At 71.6% G+C, this 18,682-nt stretch carries 10 protein-coding genes and 1 tRNA gene; 1 reads left to right on the forward strand and 10 read right to left on the reverse strand.

Annotated features, from left to right (window positions below):
* Positions 1–19: 19 nt before the first annotated feature.
* Together ACZ5XS_RS12440 and ACZ5XS_RS12445 are read right to left on the reverse strand one after the other, a co-directional pair.
* Complete coding sequence (locus tag ACZ5XS_RS12440) at positions 20–1,315, reverse strand: ABC transporter substrate-binding protein (protein WP_468650408.1); 1,296 nt, start codon at positions 1,313–1,315, stop codon at positions 20–22.
* Between the two features lie 381 nt (positions 1,316–1,696).
* Positions 1,697–2,542, reverse strand: coding sequence for an MBL fold metallo-hydrolase (locus ACZ5XS_RS12445; RefSeq protein ID WP_468650410.1), 846 nt, complete (start codon positions 2,540–2,542; stop codon positions 1,697–1,699).
* A gap of 177 nt (positions 2,543–2,719) precedes the next feature.
* On the opposite strand from ACZ5XS_RS12445, the gene ACZ5XS_RS12450 reads away from it, so the two are divergent.
* Positions 2,720–3,748: an AraC-like ligand-binding domain-containing protein gene (locus ACZ5XS_RS12450; protein WP_468650412.1), complete on the forward strand. Its 1,029-nt coding sequence runs from the start codon at positions 2,720–2,722 to the stop codon at positions 3,746–3,748.
* A gap of 368 nt (positions 3,749–4,116) precedes the next feature.
* On the opposite strand, the gene ACZ5XS_RS12455 is transcribed toward ACZ5XS_RS12450, so the two are convergent.
* The 8 genes from ACZ5XS_RS12455 to ACZ5XS_RS12490 form a co-directional block, all read right to left on the reverse strand.
* Positions 4,117–4,190 (reverse strand) — tRNA-Thr (locus ACZ5XS_RS12455).
* 108 nt (positions 4,191–4,298) lie between these two features.
* Positions 4,299–5,930: an alpha/beta hydrolase gene (locus ACZ5XS_RS12460; protein ID WP_468650414.1), complete on the reverse strand. Its 1,632-nt coding sequence runs from the start codon at positions 5,928–5,930 to the stop codon at positions 4,299–4,301.
* 184 nt (positions 5,931–6,114) lie between these two features.
* Positions 6,115–7,320 carry a DNA polymerase III subunit delta' gene (locus ACZ5XS_RS12465; protein ID WP_217239802.1) on the reverse strand — a complete coding sequence of 402 codons (1,206 nt, stop codon included), beginning with the start codon at positions 7,318–7,320 and terminating at the stop codon, positions 6,115–6,117.
* A gap of 231 nt (positions 7,321–7,551) precedes the next feature.
* Positions 7,552–10,842: a dTMP kinase gene (gene tmk, locus ACZ5XS_RS12470; protein ID WP_468650416.1), complete on the reverse strand. Its 3,291-nt coding sequence runs from the start codon at positions 10,840–10,842 to the stop codon at positions 7,552–7,554.
* A gap of 149 nt (positions 10,843–10,991) precedes the next feature.
* Positions 10,992–13,814 (reverse strand): type I DNA topoisomerase, encoded by a 2,823-nt coding sequence (gene topA / locus ACZ5XS_RS12475; RefSeq protein ID WP_468650418.1) that lies wholly within the window; start codon positions 13,812–13,814, stop codon positions 10,992–10,994.
* Between the two features lie 248 nt (positions 13,815–14,062).
* Entirely contained in the window at positions 14,063–14,260 is a 198-nt protein-coding gene (locus ACZ5XS_RS12480; RefSeq protein ID WP_468650420.1) for a hypothetical protein, read from the reverse strand.
* Positions 14,261–14,399: 139 nt separating this feature from the next.
* Positions 14,400–16,964 (reverse strand): serine/threonine-protein kinase, encoded by a 2,565-nt coding sequence (locus ACZ5XS_RS12485; protein WP_468650422.1) that lies wholly within the window; start codon positions 16,962–16,964, stop codon positions 14,400–14,402.
* 179 nt (positions 16,965–17,143) lie between these two features.
* Entirely contained in the window at positions 17,144–18,676 is a 1,533-nt protein-coding gene (locus tag ACZ5XS_RS12490) for a DUF7059 domain-containing protein (protein WP_468650424.1), read from the reverse strand.
* Positions 18,677–18,682 lie beyond the last annotated feature (6 nt).

Genomic DNA, 18,682 nt, shown 5'->3' on the forward strand with positions numbered 1-18,682 from the left:
AGTCCCCCCAGCCCCCGGCTCAGCGGAGGGACTCAAGGGTTCCTCCGAGCGGGATGTCGCGGAACGTGTTGTTGTCCACGATGACCGGTTCGGCGGAGAACTGGCTGCCCGAGGGGGTCTCGCGCCATTGCGCCATGACCAACGGCTCGGTCGAGACGTTCTTCACCGGCCCGGACGTCCAGTCCAGCGGTCCGGCCACCGTCGTGAGCTTGGATCGTCCGATCGCGGCCGCCAGCTCGGCCCGGTCCTTGGGGTCCGACGTCTTCTTCAGCGCGTGTGCGGCGACCTCGAAGAGCGCCATATTGGACCCGACGATCTGAGTCCACTGCTTGCCTGTCGACTTCTCGTAGTCGTCGGCCAGTTGCTGGGCCGACTGGCCGGTGACAGTGGAGGAGTACGGGAACTTCGGCGACCACCAGAAGCCTGTGTTCAGCCCGTACCCGAGCTTGCCGAGCGCCTCTATCTGCGAGGGGAACAGCCCTGTCTTCGCGAGGGTGGCGATCTTGGGCCGGTAGCCCTGCTGACGTGCCTGCCGCCAGAAGGTGGCGAAGTCCGGGGGGAGCGGGAAGGTGTTGAAGATTTGGGCGTCCGCCCTTTTGAACGTGGCGATCTGCGCCGAGTAGTCGTTCGTTCCGTCCTCGTAGGCGCCGGGGTCGGTGAGGGTGAACCCGGCCTTCCTCAGTTGCGGGCCGAGGCCCTGGCGGATCGCCTTGCCGTCGGGGTCGTTGGGCCACATCACGCCGAGCATGTCGTTGGTCTCGACCCCGCCGTTCTTCCACAGCGAGGTGTACGCGGCGGTGAACTGCGCTACGCCCACGAAGAAGTGGTAGGTGTAGTTGAAGGGCTTCTCGGCAGTGGCTCCCCGTCCGAAATACCAGGCCTCCCACGGCACCACCGTCGACAGGCACGGGATCTTGGCGGCCTCGCACGCGTCGGCCACGGGGTTGACCGTCTCCGGCGTCGAGGTGCAGAGCATCAGGTCGACCTTCTCCCCGTTGATCAGGTCGGCCGCCACCTGGGCCGCGTTCTGCGGGTTCGACTGGCTGTCGCGGTCGATGATCTCGACGGAGTACTTCTTGCCGCCGATCGTCAGTCCGTCCTTGAACACGGAGCGCAGCTTCTTCAGCAGGTAGGGGTTCGACTCCCCGAATGCCGCGGCGGGGCCGGTACTCGGTGAGACATATCCGATCCGCAGCACCGAGTCGCTCTGCGCCGAGGACTGCTTGATGCCTCCACCGCACGCGGTCAGCAGGCCGCTGGCGGAGAACAGGGAGGCGGCTCCGGCCGAGCCCTTGAGGACGGTTCTTCGGGACATTCTGTCATTCACGGAAACCTCCGAGGTCATGCGAGCAGGGCAGGACAAGGCGAGGAGACGAAAAGAAGGATGGGGAACGGAAGAGGGAGAAGGGCGGCGTGCTCGGTTGAGAATGTCGTCGAGCGGCTGAGCGCGGGCGATGATTCGCGCCGTTTACCGGTGAGGCGGCGACGGGCTTCACGAGGGGGAGCCTGGAGGCAGCCGTCGGGCCGGAGGACAGGAGTCGACGACGGGGTTCCACCACCGGGGACCCGTTCTGTCACCGGAGGCGGGCACGGCGGCCCTTCTTGCGCTGCGCCGGGCGGCCCGCCGTAGCACGGGACGGGTGGCGGGGTGGCTCGTAGTCGCGGGTGCCGGCGGGACACCCGCGACTTCTCGTGTTCAGCCTCCTAGGACCTCCGGTGGGACACCCAGCTCCTTGGGGCCGACCAGGCCGAACGACGGGCCGCGGGTCAGCCACAGCAGCATCGGCAGAGCCCGGTCGGGGTGCCGCCGGGTCATCTCGCGGGCGATGTCCGCGATGGGCACCCGGGGCTTGGCGATCTCCTGGTAGTCCTCCAGCCAGCCCCTCGTGTCGTCGAAGACGTCGCGGCCGCCCACCTGACCGTGGCCGGGTACGACGATCTCCAGTTCACCCAGTGCTTGCACCATGTCCAGGGCCATGAGCCAGGACGCGGGGTTGTTGGTGTCCGCCATGTAGCAGTGCGAGTGGTGGTTGAGCAGGTCCCCCGCGATCACCGCCTGGGCGTCAGGCACGTGGAAGACCGTCGCGTGCACCGTCTCGGCCACGGGAAGATCCACGTAGACCAGGTCGTGGCCCTCCAGGGAGTAGCTGTCCCCAGTCAGCGACTGGGGGACGGGCAGCTCGTCCGGGATTTGGTCCCCGTAGGTCTCCTGCCAGTGCAGACGCTTCGCCGGCCACTCCAGGATTCCGTCGATGACACCTTGGCGGGCGTAGATCGGAACGTCGGGAAAGGCTGCGCGGATCTCCCCCATGCCGCCGTAGTGGTCCGGGTGGGCGTGAGTGATGAACACGGACGTGAGCCGCTTGCCGGACTCGCGAACGTGCTCGACGAGCCTGCGCGCGTCGTCGATGACGAACTGGACGTCGATCAGGACCGCGTCGTGCTCGCCGCTGATGAGGACGCTGTTCGGCGACAGGGCCGGCTCGGAACCGGCGAGGACGTCGAAGCGGAGTCCTCCCCGCTCGTTCGAGTAGATCAGCATGGGGCAGTTCCCTCAGTCGCTGGATATGGAATCTGGACAGCCGCCGGAGATGAGTCAGAAACCGTGACGCCGCAGGAAGCAGCGGTTCCGTCACCTTCGGCCTGTTTCATCCTGGCCTGTCAGGTGTCATGCTCTGCAGGTGTGACGAAACACTAAGGAAACCTGGGTATTCACGACATGACTGAGAACGCACGGTTTCAGGTACCAGAGTGCACACCGCCGGCCGAGCGGTGTTTCACGACCCAGGGCGTCGACGGAGACCACTGGGAGTACTGGAGCGAGGTCACCCGCACGGCGTTCGTCGCGATGCGCGCCACCGCCGACAGGGTCGGGGCCACCTCCTTCGACGCCTCTGCCGTCGCCCGCGAGATAGCCGGGCTGCGCGTCACCACCATGAGCGCTGACGCACACGAGGCCGAGCGCACCTCGGCACTGGTCCGCCGCGCCGAGGCGGAGGACTTCTTCCTCACCCTGATCACCGAGGGAACCGCGAACGCGCGCCAGGACGACCGGTTCGCCCGACTGGGCACCGGTGACTTCGTCCTGCTCGACAGCGGCCGGCCGTACGCGTTCCGCTCGGAAAAGCCCTTCCGATCCGTGATCCTCCAGATTCCGCGCCACATGCTCACCTCCCGGTGCGCGACGGCAGAACGAGCGACAGCCACGGCGTTCATGGGCTCGGCCGGCATGGGGGCCTTCGTCAGCCCGGTTCTCCGCGCGCTGGCGGCGGAGGGCAGCCGGCTCGATACAACGAGTGCGCAGTCACTCATCCCGAATGTCGTCGACCTCCTGGCCACGATCCTGGACGTCCCCGCCGCCTCGTACGACGCCGTCGGCCCTGCCGCGCACCGCCGGAACCTGAAGCGGGCGAAGACGTATCTTTCGCACAGGCTCCACGACCGCGAACTCACCCTGCTCACCGCCAGCCATGAGCTGGGACTCTCTCTCCGCTACCTCCACCAGCTCTTCCACGAGGCCGGGACCACTCCGCAGGTCTGGCTCTACGGCGAGAGACTCGACCGGGCCCGCGAAATCCTGCTGAAGGCCGGCCACGAAAGCCTCACGATCACAGAGATCGCGCTGCGTGTCGGCTTCAAGGATCCGTCGCACTTCTCCCGCGCGTTCAGAGCTCGCTTCGGCAGCAGCCCAGGCGCCGTGAGGCGGACGGCGCGACCCGGCTCCAGCCCGGAGGGTTCGGCATCGTGATGCCGTGATGCCGTGATGCCGTGATGCCGTGATGCCGGGCTACAGTCGCCGGGGCGGCCGGCGAGGCGGCGGCTACTTCACCCCCGGTCTTCGCCAGAGCTCCAGGGCTCGCGGAGTTCGAGGGAGGTCACCGTGCGACGGGCTCACACCCCGCCGACACTCGCCTCTGTAGGTCTTTTTTTCGACATCGGAAGAGACATCCGAAAAGACCGAAGAGACCCCAGAAGCAGATCACCCACCGCTCGCTCACGCATCGCTCACGCAAGCCCCTCCACGGCGTCCCGACCGTGCGCTCCGACGCGCCCCAATCCGCCCCGGAAAAAGCAAAAGCCCCAGGTCACGGCGAGTGAGTCCTGAGGCTTCCACAGAGCCGCCTTCGGGATTCGAACCCGAGACCTACGCATTACGAGTGCGTTGCTCTGGCCATCTGAGCTAAGGCGGCACGCCGTCCGCACCATGGTGCGATCAGCAACGTGGGAAAGTCTACACAGTTTCCGAGGGTGCTCCGAACCGGCCCCGGAGGCAGGGCCCCCGGGGCCGGGCGCAAGGGTTACGAGCAGCGTTTCCCGTCTGTCGGAGGGGTTCCGCGGAGCAGGTACGCGTTGATCGTGGAGTCGATGCAGGTGCTGCCGCGGCCGTAGGCGGTGTGGCCGTCGCCCTCGTAGGTGAGGAGGCGGGCGGAGGAGAGCTGGGCGGACAGGCCTCGGGCCCAGCGGTAGGGCGTGGCCGGGTCGCGGGTGGTGCCGACCACGACGATCGGGGCCGCGCCCTTCGCCTCGATGCGGTGCGGCTCACCCGTCGCAACGACCGGCCAGTACGCGCAGTTCAGGGAGGCCCACGCGAGGCCCTCGCCGAAGACAGGGGACGCCTTCTCGAAGGCGGGGAGGCCGTTGCGCACCTCGTCCGGGGTGTCGAAGGCGGGCGGAAGGTCGAGGCAGTTCACGGCGGCGTTGGCGAACATCAGGTTCTCGTAGCGGCCGTCGGCGTCCCGCTCGTAGTAGCCGTCGGACAGGGCCAGCAGGCCCGCGCCGTCGTTCTCCCTCATCGCCGAGGTGAGGGCCTCGCGCAACTGCGCCCAGGCACCCTCGTCGTACATGGCCGCGATCACGCCGGTGGTGGCGAGGGATTCGACGAGCTCACGGCCGTCCGCGTCGCCGGTGGGGATGGGCCGGGCGTCCAGCTTCTCGAAGAAGGCCTTCAGGTTCCGGCCGACCTGGGCGGGCGTCGTGCCCTTGCCGCCGAGCGGGCAGTCCGGCTGCTGCACGCAGTCCTTCGCGAAGGACTGGAACGCCGTCTCGAAGCCCGCCGTCTGGTCGAGGTTCATCCGCCGCGCGGGCAGCGAGGGGTCCATCGCGCCGTCCAGGACGAGGCGGCCGGAACGCTCCGGGAAGAGGCCCGCGTACGTCGCCCCGAGAAACGTCCCGTACGACGCCCCCACGTAGTTCAGTTTCGGGTCGCCCAGCGCCGCCCGCACGATGTCCATGTCCCGGGCCGCCTCGACCGTGGACACGTGGCGCAGCAGACGGGGCGAGCGGGCGCCGCAGCCCTCCGCGAACTCCTTGTACGCGTCGACGAGTTCGGTGGTCTCCCGGTCGTCGTCGGGCGTCGCGTCCGTCTGCGTGTACGCGTCCATGTCGCGCCCGCTGAGGCATTCGACGGGTTCGCTGCGGGCGACGCCGCGGGGGTCGACCGCCACCATGTCGTAACGGGCGCGGACCTCTGCCGGGTAGCCGATCCCGGCGTACGCCTGCAGGTACCCGATCGCCGAGCCGCCCGGCCCGCCCGGGTTGACCAGCAGCGACCCGAGCCGCTTGCCCGGGCCCGTGGCCCTCTTGCGGGCGACGGCGAGCCGGACATCACCGTCGTCCGGCTTGGCGTAGTCGAGCGGCGCCTTCAGCGTGGCGCACTCGAAGCCGGGGACTGCGCAGGCCCGCCAGTTCACCTTCTGTCCGTAGTACGGCGCGAGGGCGGACGGCGTGGCCTGCGGCAGCGCGGCGAGCGCCGCATGTGCCGCCGCGCTGCCGGACCCCGTCGCGCCGCCGGAGGAGCAGGCGGAGACGAACAGTGCGGCGGCGGAGAGGAGCACACCGCCGGTACGGGCTCTGCGCGCCGGGGAGTGGCGGACGGGCGGATCGGTCTGGCCTGCCGGGGTGAGGGGGCGGAAGGTGCGCCTGATGTACATCAGCCGAGCGTAACTCTGCGCAGCGACTCGAATGCCCTCCGTGCATGCCATGGCTCGTACGAGTGACATGGTCAACTTCCTGCGGTGGAGCCTGTCAGGCGTGGGCGGTGGAAGCTCGTCAGGGAGGCAGGGGCACCAGGCACCAGGCACCAGGCACCAGAATGCACGGCCCGCCCCCGTCGTCTCAGCCCGCTCTCAGCGCCATCGTCATCGCCTCCACCGCGAGGAGCGGAGCCACGTTGCGGTCGAGGGCGTCGCGGCACGCGGCGATCGCCTCGATGCGGCGGAGCGTGGACTCCGGGGAGCCGGCGCGCGCGAGCCGCTCCAGGGCGTCCTCCGCGTCGGCGTTGGAGATCGCCACACGGGAGCCGAGCTGAAGGGCGAGGACGTCGCGGTAGAAGCCGGTGAGGTCGGTCAGGGCGAGATCGAGGCTGTCGCGCTGCGTACGGGTCCGGCGTCGCTTCTGCCGGTCCTCCAGGTCCTTCATCACACCCGCGGTGCCACGCGGCATCCGCCCTCCCTGGCCGCCGCCCATGGCGTTCCTGAGCTCCTCGGTCTCCTTGCCGTCCATCTCCTCGGCGAGCTGCTTGGCGTCGTCCGAGGCCGCGTCGACGAGTTCCTGGGCGGCCTTGAGGCAGCCGCCGACGTCCTCGACCCGCAGCGGAAGCTTCAGCACCGCGGCCCGGCGCGCGCGGGCGGCCGGGTCGGTGGCGAGGCGGCGGGCATGGTCGACGTGCCCCTGCGTGGCGCGCGCGGCGGCCATGGCGGCGGCCGGTTCGACGCCTTCCCTGCGTACGAGCATGTCGGCGACGGCGTCGACCGACGGCGTCGACAGGTTCAGGTGACGGCAGCGGGAGCGGATGGTGGGCAGGACGTCCTCGATGGAGGGGGCGCACAGCAGCCATACCGTGCGCGGAGCCGGCTCCTCCACGGCCTTGAGGACGGCGTTGGCCGACTTCTCGTTCAGCCGCTCGGCGTCTTCCACGAGGATGACCTGCCAACGGCCGTTCGCCGGCGAGGTGAACGACTTGCGGACGGTGTCCCGCATGTCGTCGACGAGGATCTGCGCTCCGACGGCGGCGATGGTGGAGACGTCGGCGTGGGTGCCGATCAGAGCCGTATGGCAGCCGTCGCAGAAGCCGCAGCCGGGGATTCCACCGAGGGCCCGGTCCGGGCTTACGCACTGCAGGGCGGCGGCGAAGGCCCTCGCCGCCTGGTTCCGCCCCGCGCCGGGCGGCCCCGTGAAGAGCCAGGCATGCGTCATCTTGGACGCCTCGGGCGGCGGCACGTCGGCGGCGGCAGCGGTGACCAGGGCGTCGGCATCCCGAGCAGCGGCACCCAGCTGCTCGCTCACCCTCTCCTGGCCGACCAGGTCGTCCCAGACGCTCATCCCTCACCCCGCCCCTTCGTCACGTTTCGCGTCACGGCTCCCATTGTGAGGGGCGGCACTGACAACGGGCGGCCAACAGCCGCCGAAGCACCCGTGCACCACAGCCACGCCTGCACGCTCCCGGCCGGCTGCCGGGACAGCCAGACGGCCGGACGGCCGGACAGCCGGGCAGCCGGGCGACGACCTGCAACCGACCAACCGGCCTCGCCAACCGGTCTCGCCCAACCGGCCTCAGCCGCGTCGACCGCGCCCGCGCCGCCCCCGACCCTCGTCGGACTCCTCGTCCCCGCGCGGCCCCAGCAGCTCGTCCGCCAAGGTCGGCAGATCGTCCAGGGGCGTCTCCTCGGCCCAGTCCGACCGCGCCCGTCGCCGCGGCGCCCCGGACTCGTCGACCTGTGGCATCTCACGCGTCCGGTCCTCGGTCCCGTCCGGCTGTGCCCCGGACCTGGCCGAGGACCCGGGCCCGCTTCCGGTCCCGCTCCCGGCCTGGTCCTCCCGGAAGTACCCCGGCGGAATCCGGTCCCCAGGATTCTCGTCCCGCACGGGAGGCAGTACGGCCGTCTCGTCCGCCGCTCCAGCCGGCGGCACCGGCGGCAGCACCGCCGTCTCGTCCGCCGCCCCCGGGGGAACCGGCGGAACCGGCGGCTGCGGCAGCTCGGCGGTCACCTCGGCATCGGACCCGCTGGAGGCCTCACCGGAAGTCCGCCCCTCGGCCTGCTCGTCCCGTACGGGACGCAGCACCGTGGTCTCGTCGTCCGCGGCCCTCGGCGGCACCGTGGGCAGTACGGCCGTCTCGTCCACCGGCCCGCCCGAGGCGTTCGTCGGCGTCACCATCGGCGTCGCCACGGTCGCCGCGTCCGATGCGGGCCCGGGGGCCGCCGGCCGGGTCGCCGTCGGCTTGGGTGCCGCCTCCGCAGCGGCAGCCGCCTGCTCGGCCAGCCGACGGGCCTCCTCGGCCCGCAGCAACGCCTCCTCGGCCTTCCGCTGCTTCTCCAGGCGCCGCGCCTCGGCCTCGGCACGCAGTCGCGCCTCCTCCTCGGCCTGCCTGCGACGCCGGTCCTCGTCGGCCTTCCGACGGGCCTCTGCCTCGGCCCGCACCTTCTCCTCGGCGAGCAGGCGCGCCCGCTCCTCCTCGGCACGCCGGTGCGCTTCCTCGGCCCGCACCCGGGCCTCCTCCGCCTGCCGTTCGGCCTCGCGCCGCTGCGCCTCCTCCAGCTCGCGCCGCTTGCGCTCTTCCTCCTCGGCCCGGAGCCGTTCGAGCTGCTCCTGGCGCTCGCGCTCCAGGCGCTCCTCCTCGGCCTTGCGGGCGGCCTCTTCCTCCGCCTTGCGCCGGGCTTCCTCCTCCGCCTTCCGGCGGGCCTCTTCCTGGGCCTGGATCTCGGCCTCGGACAGCGGCAGCATCTGGTCGAGCCGGTGCCGTACGACGGTCGTGACGGCCTCGGGCTCCTGGCCCGCGTCGACAACCAGGTAGCGCCCCGGGTCGGCCGCGGCCAGCGTCAGGAAACCGGACCGCACGCGCGCGTGGAACTCGGCCGGCTCCGACTCCAGTCGGTCCGGCGCCTCGGTGAACCGCTCGCGTGCGATCTCCGGCGGGACATCCAGCAGCACCGTCAGATGAGGCACGAGCCCGTCCGTCGCCCAGCGGTTGATACGGGCGATCTCGGTCGGGGACAGGTCACGACCGGCCCCCTGGTAGGCCACCGAGGAGTCGATGTACCGGTCGGAGACGACCACCGCGCCGCGCTCCAGCGCGGGCCGCACCACCGTGTCGACGTGCTCCGCGCGGTCCGCCGCGTACAGCAGCGCCTCCGCCCGGTGCGACAGTCCGGCGCTGGACACGTCCAGGAGGATCGACCGCAGCCGCTTGCCCACGGGAGTGGCCCCCGGCTCGCGCGTCACCACGACCTCGTGGCCCTTGGCCCTGATCCACTCGGCGAGCGCCTCGGCCTGGGTCGACTTCCCGGCCCCGTCGCCGCCCTCCAGCGCGATGAAGAAACCGGTGCCGGCAGGTGCCGTCACAGGGTCGTCGCCGCCGAGCAGGGCGTCCCGCAGGTCGTGCCGCAGCGGTACACCGGAGCGGTCGTCGACCTTGGCCAGCACGAGCGCGGCCACCGGCAGCAGCAGGGCGCCGATCAGCATCAGGGTGAAGGCCGCGCCGCCGTGCGCGAACACGAACTTGCCGTTCTCCAGGCGGTGCGGGCCGATCGCCGCCGCCACCAGGGGCGCCACCAGCGCGCCCAGGGCCACGGACACCCGTACGACCGCGTGCAGGTGCTCGGTCATGCGCGGCCGCCGGTACTCCTCGGCCTCCTGGTCGAGCAGCGTGTGCCCGGTGTTGGCGGCCACACCCGCGCCCGCGCCCGCCAGCACGAGGATCAGCACGACGCTGGTGACGTCCGGGACGAGCCCGGCGGCCAGCAGGGCGACGCCGGTGAAGGCGAGCGCCAGCGCCAGCAGGCGGCGCCGCGACAGCGTCGGCAGCAGGGAAGGCGCCGTACGAATGCCGACGACCACGCCGCCGGTCAGCGCGCCCACCAGCAGCCCGTACATCACCGGGCCGCCGCCCAGGTCCTTGGCGTGCAGCACGGACACGGCGACCGCCCCGGCCACCGCCCCGGCGATCGCCGCGCAGGCGAGCACCAGAAGGGGGATCGCCCCGGTGCGGCCCTTGTCGACGCCGGTGCCCGTCTTGGGCCGGCGCAGCCCTTCCAGCGGCGAACGCGCACGCGGGGTGCGGGTGTCGGGCAGCTCCAGGAAGGTCAGCACGGACAGGGACGCGGCGAACAGTCCGGCCGCGACGTACGAGGCGAGGGCCGCCTGGTGCTGGGCGAACCAGGCGATGCCCGAGCCGAGCAGGTTGTTGAGCAGGCTCGCGACGACGAGGACGACGGCCGCGAGCGGGATCGCCACGAAGGTCGTCCGCAGCGAGAGGCGGCGCAGGGCGTCCATGTGGTCCGGCAGCGGTCGTACCGTCGCGCCCTCCGGGGGCGGGGCGGGCAGCAGCGCGGGCGCGGCGCTTTCGCGGCACACCGTCCAGAAGCGCTCGGCGACACCGGTCACGAAGGCGGTGACCAGGAGGACGGCCAGCGCGTTGTCGGGCGTCCAGTCGATCCACAGGGGCGCCACGATGAGCACCGCGGCCCGCAGCCCGTCCGCGCCGACCATGGTCCAGCGGCGGTCGAGCGGGCCGTCGTGAGAAGTGAGCGAGGTCAGCGGGCCGAGGAGAACCGCTCCGAAGAGCAGGGTCGCGAGAACGCGCACCCCGAAAACGGTCGCCACTGCGAACGCCACGCCCCGGTAGCCGCCGCCGAAGGCGCCCTCGGCGATCGCCGCCTGGAGCGCGAGGACGACCAGCACCAAAAGCGCGAGGGTGTCGCCGACACCGCCCACGAGGTGTGCGCTCCACAGCCGTTTCAGCTGCGGTCGGCGCAGCAGGGCGCGGACGGCGCGCTCGCGGGAGTCCGCGACCAGGGCGTCGTCGGGGGCCGGGTGAGGGGCCGTTGGCTGCTCGGCTGGGGTCATGCTTTCAGCCTATCGGGGCCCACCGACAGGCCGGGGGGCGCGTCCGAACGTGCGACCGCCCCGACACCAAAGTGATGCCGGGGCGTTCGTTTTGCGAAGCCGCCGTGGGGAAACGGCGCGGAGAGCGGACCCGGTCGAGCGGGCCCTGCTCAGTCCTCGGACGCCGTCTTCGAAGCCGTCGCCTTCTTCGCGGTGGTCTTCTTGGCCGTGGTCTTCTTCGCAGCCGTGGTCGTCTTCTTGGCGGCGGTCTTCTTCGCCGCCGTCGCCTTCTTGGCCGGGGCCTTCTTGGCGGGCGCCTTCTTCGCCGTCTTCTTGGCGGGCGCCTTGGCCCGCTTCTCGGCGAGCAGCTCGAAGCCGCGCTCCGGGGTGATCTCCTCGACGCTGTCGCCTGAACGCAGCGTCGCGTTGGTCTCCCCGTCGGTGACGTACGGCCCGAAGCGACCGTCCTTGACGACGACGGGCTGCCCGCTGACCGGGTCGGCGCCCAGTTCCTTCAGCGGCGGCTTGGCGGCGGCCCGGCCACGCTGCTTGGGCTGCGAGTAGATCTCCAGCGCCTCTTCGAGGGTGATCGTGAAGAGCTGGTCCTCGGTCTGCAGTGAGCGCGAGTCCGTGCCCTTCTTCAGGTACGGCCCGTAGCGGCCGTTCTGCGCGGTGATCTCCACGCCTTCGGCGTCCTTGCCGACGACGCGCGGCAGCGACATCAGCTTGAGGGCGTCCTGAAGCGTCACCGTGTCGAGGGACATCGACTTGAACAGCGAGGCCGTTCGCGGCTTGACGGCGTTCTTGCCGGTCTTCGGGGTGCCTTCGGGAAGCACCTCGGTGACGTACGGGCCGTAGCGGCCGTCCCTGGCGATGATCTGGTGGCCCGTCGCCGGGTCGGCACCGAGCTCGAAGTCGCCGCTCGGCTTGGCCAGCAGCTCTTCCGCGAGCTCGACGGACAGCTCGTCCGGAGCCAGATCCTCGGGCACGTCCGCCCGCTGGTGGTTCTCGGAGTCCTTCTCGCCGCGCTCGACGTAGGGGCCGTAGCGCCCGACCCGCAGCACGATGTCGTTGCCCACCGGGAACGACGACACCTCGCGCGCGTCGATCGCGCCCAGGTCGGTCACCAGCTCCTTGAGGCCGCCGAGGTGGTCCCCGTCGCCGTTGCCGGCGTCCGCGGCACCGCCCCCGCCGCTGCCCTCGCCGAAGTAGAAGCGCCTGAGCCACGGCACGGCCTGTGCCTCACCGCGGGCGATGCGGTCGAGGTCGTCTTCCATCCGGGCGGTGAAGTCGTAGTCGACGAGCCGGCCGAAGTGCTTCTCCAAGAGGTTGACCACGGCGAAGGACAGGAAGGACGGCACCAGGGCCGTGCCCTTCTTGAAGACATAGCCGCGGTCGAGGATCGTGCCGATGATCGACGCGTACGTCGACGGGCGGCCGATCTCGCGCTCTTCGAGCTCCTTGACCAGGCTGGCCTCGGTGTAGCGGGCCGGGGGCTTGGTGGCGTGCCCGTCGACCGTGATCTCCTCGGCCCGGAGCGCGTCGCCCTCGCTGACCTGGGGCAGTCGGCGCTCGCGGTCGTCCAGCTCGGCGTTCGGGTCGTCGGCACCCTCGACGTACGCCTTCAGGAAGCCGTGGAAGGTGATCGTCTTGCCGGACGCGCTGAACTCGACGTCGCGGCCGTCGGCGGCGGTGCCACCGATCTTCACCGTGACGGAGTTGCCGGTCGCGTCCTTCATCTGGGAGGCGACGGTCCGCTTCCAGATCAGCTCGTAGAGCTTGAACTGGTCGCCGGTCAGGCCGGTCTCGGCAGGAGTGCGGAAACGATCGCCGGAGGGGCGGATCGCCTCGTGCGCCTCCTGCGCGTTCTTGACCTTCCCGGCGTACGTCCGGGGCTGCGCCGGCAGGTAGTCGGCGCCGTACAGCTGCGTGACCTGGGCGCGGGCGGCGGTGACCGCCGTTTCCGAGAGGGTCGTGGAGTCCGTACGCATGTAGGTGATGAAGCCGTTCTCGTACAGCTTCTGAGCCACCTGCATGGTCGCCTTCGCACCGAAGCCGAGCTTGCGCGAGGCCTCCTGCTGGAGCGTGGTCGTACGGAACGGGGCGTACGGCGAGCGGCGGTACGGCTTCGACTCGACCGACCGCACCGCGAACCGGGTGTTCTCCAGGGCGACGGCCAGCGCGCGGGCGTTCGCCTCGTCGAGGTGGAGGGTGTTCGCGCTCTTGATCTGTCCCAGGGAGTCGAAGTCGCGGCCCTGTGCGACCCGCCTGCCGTCGACGCTCTGGAGTCGGGCGACCAGCGACGAGGGGTCCGACGCGTCCCCGGCGCGGCCGGTACCGAAGGTGCCCGTGAGGTCCCAGTACTCGGCGGAACGGAAAGCGATGCGCTCGCGTTCCCGCTCCACCACGAGCCGGGTGGCGACGGACTGGACACGGCCGGCCGACAGGCGCGGCATGACCTTCTTCCACAGGACCGGCGAGACCTCGTAGCCGTAGAGACGGTCGAGGATGCGGCGGGTCTCCTGGGCGTCGACCAGCTTCTGGTTCAGCTCGCGCGGGTTGGCGACGGCGGCCTGGATCGCGGCCTTGGTGATCTCGTGGAAGACCATCCGCTTGACCGGGACCTTGGGCTTCAGCACCTCCTGGAGGTGCCAGGCGATCGCCTCGCCCTCGCGGTCCTCATCGGTGGCGAGGAAGAGCTCGTCGGAGTCCTTCAGCAGGTCCTTGAGCTTCCTGACCTGGGCCTTCTTGTCGGCGTTGACCACATAGATGGGCTGGAAGTCGTTGTCGACGTCCACGCCGAGCCGGCGGACCTCACCGGTGTACTGCTCCGGCACCTCCGCGGCGCCGTTGGGGAGGTCGCGGATGTGCCCGACGCTCGCCTCGACGACGTATCCGGGGCCGAGATAGCCCTTGATCGTCTTCGCCTTGGCAGGCGACTCGACGATGACGAGTCGGCGGCCGCCCTGTGCGGTCTCGCTGGTCGGGGACAACTTCGCTCTTCTCTCCGGTCGGCGCTGGGGTCTCTCCCCCGGCCTTGATTCCCGGGGTCGGGTCATGCTGACGCTGCGGAGTGTGACGGTACATCCCGCCCCCGTGTCAAACGGGAAAAGTTCGCAACGGCCACTCGAACGGTAACCCGACTACCGCCATTCCTGCCGCCCGGAGTCCCCACCGGCCTTTTCGAGCTCATCCGGAGGGTGATCTCCCAGTTACCCGAACCGCAGCTCTCGCGCGGTTCTCACGCCCGCGTAAGGCACCAGGTACCGAGGGCCAGCGCGATCAGTGCGACGAGGCTCGCGACGGTCGCCGATGCGACAGGGCTCACACCGTGGGCGACCGGTTCCCGGTGCCGCACCCGGGCCGCGGTCCACACCAGCAGCCCGCTTCCGAACAGGGCGAACACCACTCCCGTGAAGATCGCCGGTCCACTTTCCATGGCTCCCCTGCCCCTTTTCTCCCGTTCCCCGTGCTCAGCCCGTGGAGACTGGCACGCGGGGACGGCGGACAGGCGAACCCCGGGTGAACGGCGAACCGACGTGGCTGTGGACCTGCCGGTCCACGTCTCCCGGCCTGGCTCAGACCGCGCCGGGCGCGGGTATCTTTCCGGTCGTCTTCTTGTCGTCCGCGCGGCTCACCGTGCACACGATCTTGTTGAAGCCCTCGTCCCAGTCGTCCTGGTCGGCGACCCAGCCGTACACGGTCCGCTCCGGTCCCGGGGCCCAGGCCGACTCGAATTTGTTGCCGCACAGCTTGGACGCGTTGTCGGTGCCCTTCTTGTAGGTCATTCCGGCCGGGGCCTGGACGGTGCCTATGACCTGGTCGGTGTGCGGCTTGGCGCAGTCGGTGAGCGGGGCGTTGTAGCTGTCCTCCTGTTCCTCGTAGGCCCAGCAGTCGCCCACGCTCATCTGACCGACCCACAGGTCCGTGCCCGCGTCGCGGAAACGGCCGACCTCCCCGCCTATCGCGGCATGGCGGCCGAGTACGAGACATGCCGTACCGCCACCCGCCGCGGTGAAGCCCTCCGCCGTCGGTACGACGGCGTAGCCGGCCGCGTCAGGGAGCGCGGCGACGAGCGCCCGGGTCTGGTTCTCGCAGCGTTTCGCGCCCTGCGCGCGGGCGTCGGCGTGGTCGGCTGCGGTGTCGATCGCCACCACCTGCCCGTCCGGCCAGTCCTCGGCGCAGTCCACCAGCCCCAGGTTCGGCTCCGACGTGAACGGCGTCCCCGACCACACCGCCTGCACACAGTCCCCCGGCTCCAGAGGCTCCCCAAGGCCGACCACATCGCCGTACGGCAGCACGGGCCCCGTCGGCGAGGCCGACCCCTGCGACCCGCTCTCGCGCACACTCGCGCTCGGCGAGGCCGACCCCTTCGTCGCGGCCCCCTTCTTGTCCCCGTCGTCCCCGGACAGCAGGACGATTCCCCAGGCGCCACCGGCGATGACGAGGACGGCGGCCACGACGAGGGCGACCAGAGCGAGTCGCTTCCTCCCGGGGGACGGCGGCGGCGGAGGCGGCCCACCGGGAGCGGCCGGCAGACCCGGGCCGCCGTAGCCGCCGTACCCGGGTTGCGAGGGGGCACCACCGGGATACGGCGACCGAGCACCGCCTCCGTACGGCGGCTGCCCGCCGCCGCTTCCGTACGACGACTGCTCGCCGGCGTACGGCGACCGGCCACCACCGCTCGCGAGGGAGGACGGGCCGCTCCCGCTCCGGTACGGCGAACCGGGCGCCCGCGCATAGGGGTTGCCGGCATCCGGTGCCTGGGCGGCGGGCTGCCGCCACGGGTCGTACGGCGACGGACCGGGTGTCCCGCCGGGTGTCGCGGGACCACCGGAGCGCTGACCTCCGCCTTCACCGCCCCGGCCGCCGGATCCCGGGGTGGCCGGGCCCTGGGCGCGATGGCCGCCGGCCTGAGTGTGGGGGGTGTCCGGGGTCGGCGGCGCACCCGGAGCCGGCCGAACGCCCTCCCAGCCGCCGGGCGGGCCCGCGACGTACCCCGGCGGCGGGCCGGCGGCATACCCGGGTGGCGGGCCGTCAGCCGCCACGCCGCCCGGCGAGGCACCTTCGCCTCCCGACGCCCCGCCATGACCCCGCGGCGGCGCGTCATGACTGCCCAGGGCGGCCCCCGGGCCCCCGGGCGACCACCCCGCCCCCGCGGGTTCCGCGCCGAACCCCTCAGGAGGCGGCCCGAAGCCGCCCTGCGGCGAGGCGAACCCCGCCTGCCCCGCGACCGGCGCCGCAACCCAACCGGACGGCGTCGCCGGTCCCGCGCCCCCTCGCACCACTCGCTCCAGTCCCCGCGCGACCGCCTCCGGCGAGAACCTGCGCACCGGATCCTTGACGAGCAACCCCAGCAGCACCGGGGTCAGTTCGCCCGCCCGCACCGGCGGGGCCGGGTCCTCGCCGAGCAGGGCCGTGAGGGTCGCGTAGTCGCCGTGGCGATCGAAGGGGCCGCGGCCCTCCACGGCGGCGTACAGCGTGGCGCCCAGGGAGAACATGTCGGCGGCCGGGGTGGGCGGCTCGCCGCGGGCCCGCTCGGGGGCCAGATAGCCGGGCGTCCCGAGGATGCCCGCCGTGGCGGTGAGCCGGGGTTCCAGGGACTCGGGCTGGAGGGCGATGCCGTAGTCGGTGAGCAGCACGCGCGCGTACGGATCGCCCGAAGCGTCTGGGGCCAGAAGGATGTTGGCCGGTTTCACATCCCGGTGCAGGATGCCGATGCGATGCCCCGCGGTGAGCGCGTCGAGGACGGCGAGTCCGACGCGGGCCGCCTGTGCGGGCGCGAGCGGGCCCGTGCGTCGGACGACCGCCTGGAGGTCGATCGCGTCCGGCACGTACTCCATGACGATCCACGGCAGCCCTTCGTGGACCACCACGTCGTGCACCGTGGCCACGTGCGGATGGCCACGGAGTCGTGCCGCGTGCCGGGCCTCGCTGCGGGCCCGGGCGATGCGGTGCACGGGCTCGGCCGCGTCCGTCGGCACGTCCGGAAGCGCGATCTCCTTCATCGCGACTTCGCAGGCCAACTCCTCGTCGTGGGCGAGCCAGACCCGGCCCATGCCGCCCGCGCCGAGCGTCCGCAGCAGCCGGTACCGCCCGTTGATGACCCGGCCTTCGCCCTGATCCGGCGTCTCCCCCGCCATCACGCCTCCCCCGAGACAGCGCGCCTCCCCCGAGAACGCGCGAAGTTCGTCCCTAGAAGGTAGCTTCGCACGCACCACTGACAGGAGCCCTTTTCCGGAGCAATCCCGCCAGAGCGGACACATGCGGCTCACGGCCGTGCGCACGCCTCACCCGTGACGCGAAGGAAGCCGCCGGGCCGTCACTCGGCCGGGTCGAGGAACCCCTGCTCCACCAGCAGCCGGATCTGCGCGGGCGTACGGTCCCGCAGCAACACCGGATCCTCACCGACCAGTTGGGCGATCGCGTCCAGGATGCGGCCCGCGCTCAGCGAGCCGTCGCACACGCCCGCGAAACCCGCGCCGACCGTGTCCACCTTGGTCGCCCGGCGCATCCCGCGGTGCTGACGCAGCACCACATGCTCCGGATCCTCGGCGCCGGGCAGCCCGACCTGCTCCTGCACGATCTCGGCGGCGAGCTTGAAATGGTGTTCGAGCAGGGCCGCGTCGTCGTACGCCCGCAGGTAGTCGACGCGGTCGAAGTGCGCCCGGATCGTGTCACCGAGCGGTTGTTCGACCGGGTGCGGCCACTCCTCCACGGTCACCGAGGGTTCCGCGGCGTCCGTCCTGCGCAGCGTGATCCAGCCGAAGCCCACGGCCCTGACCTTGCGCGCCTCGAACTCGTCCAGCCACGCGTCGTACCGCGCCTGGTACTCGGCCACGTCATCGCGATGGTCACCGGCGTCCCTGAGCCACAGCTCGGCGTACTGCGTGACGTCCTGCACCTCACGCTGCACGATCCACGCGTCGCACCCGCGCGGCACCCACGACCTGAGCCTGTCCTGCCAGTCCTCCCCTTCCACGTGCTGCCAGTTGGCGAGGAACTGCGCGAACCCGCCCTCGGTCAGCCGCTCCCCCGCCTGCTGAACGAGCGTGCGGCACAGATCGTCCCCGCCCATCCCGCCGTCGCGGTACGTCAGCCGCGCACCCGGCGAGATCACGAAGGGCGGATTCGACACGATCAGGTCGTACGTCTCGTCGTCCCGGACCGGCTCGAACAGCGAGCCCTCGCGCAGGTCGGCGGCGGGCGCTCCGGACAGCGCCAGGGTCAGCGCGGTGATGTGCAGTGCGCGCGGGTTCAGGTCGGTGGCCGTCACGCGCGTGGCGTGGTGCGTGGCGTGCAGCGCCTGGATCCCGGAGCCGGTGCCGAGGTCGAGGGCGGCGGAGACGGGCCTGCGGACGGTGATGCCGGCCAGGGTCGTGGAGGCACCCCCGACGCCCAGGACGACGGCGGCGTCCGCCTCACGGCCCCGGCTGCCGATGCCGCCCGCCCCGCCGACCGCGCATCCCAGGTCGGACACGATGAACCAGTCCTCGCCACCGGGCCCGCCGTACGGCCGTACGTCCACGGTCGCGGCCACCTCGTCCCCGTCGGCGCGAACCAGCCACCCGCCGTCCAGGCAGGCGTCCACAGGCAGAACGCCCGCCACGCGGGCGTGCGGCACGGGCTGCTGCAGCAGAAACAGCCGTACGAGCGTCTCCAGCGGCGTGTCTCCGCGTGTCGCCCGGAGTGCGGGCACGATCTCGCTCCGGGCGAGCGCCGCATACGCGGGCGCACTGAGCAGCTCGAGCAGCCCGTCGGCCGTGAAGGAGGCCGCGAGCAGGGCGTCCCGGAGCCGGGCGGCGACGTCGGGGCGGTCGGAAACGGGCAGGGCGGGCAGGCTGGAGGTACTCACGCCCCC

The organism is Streptomyces sp. NPDC033131 (genome assembly GCF_055578365.1).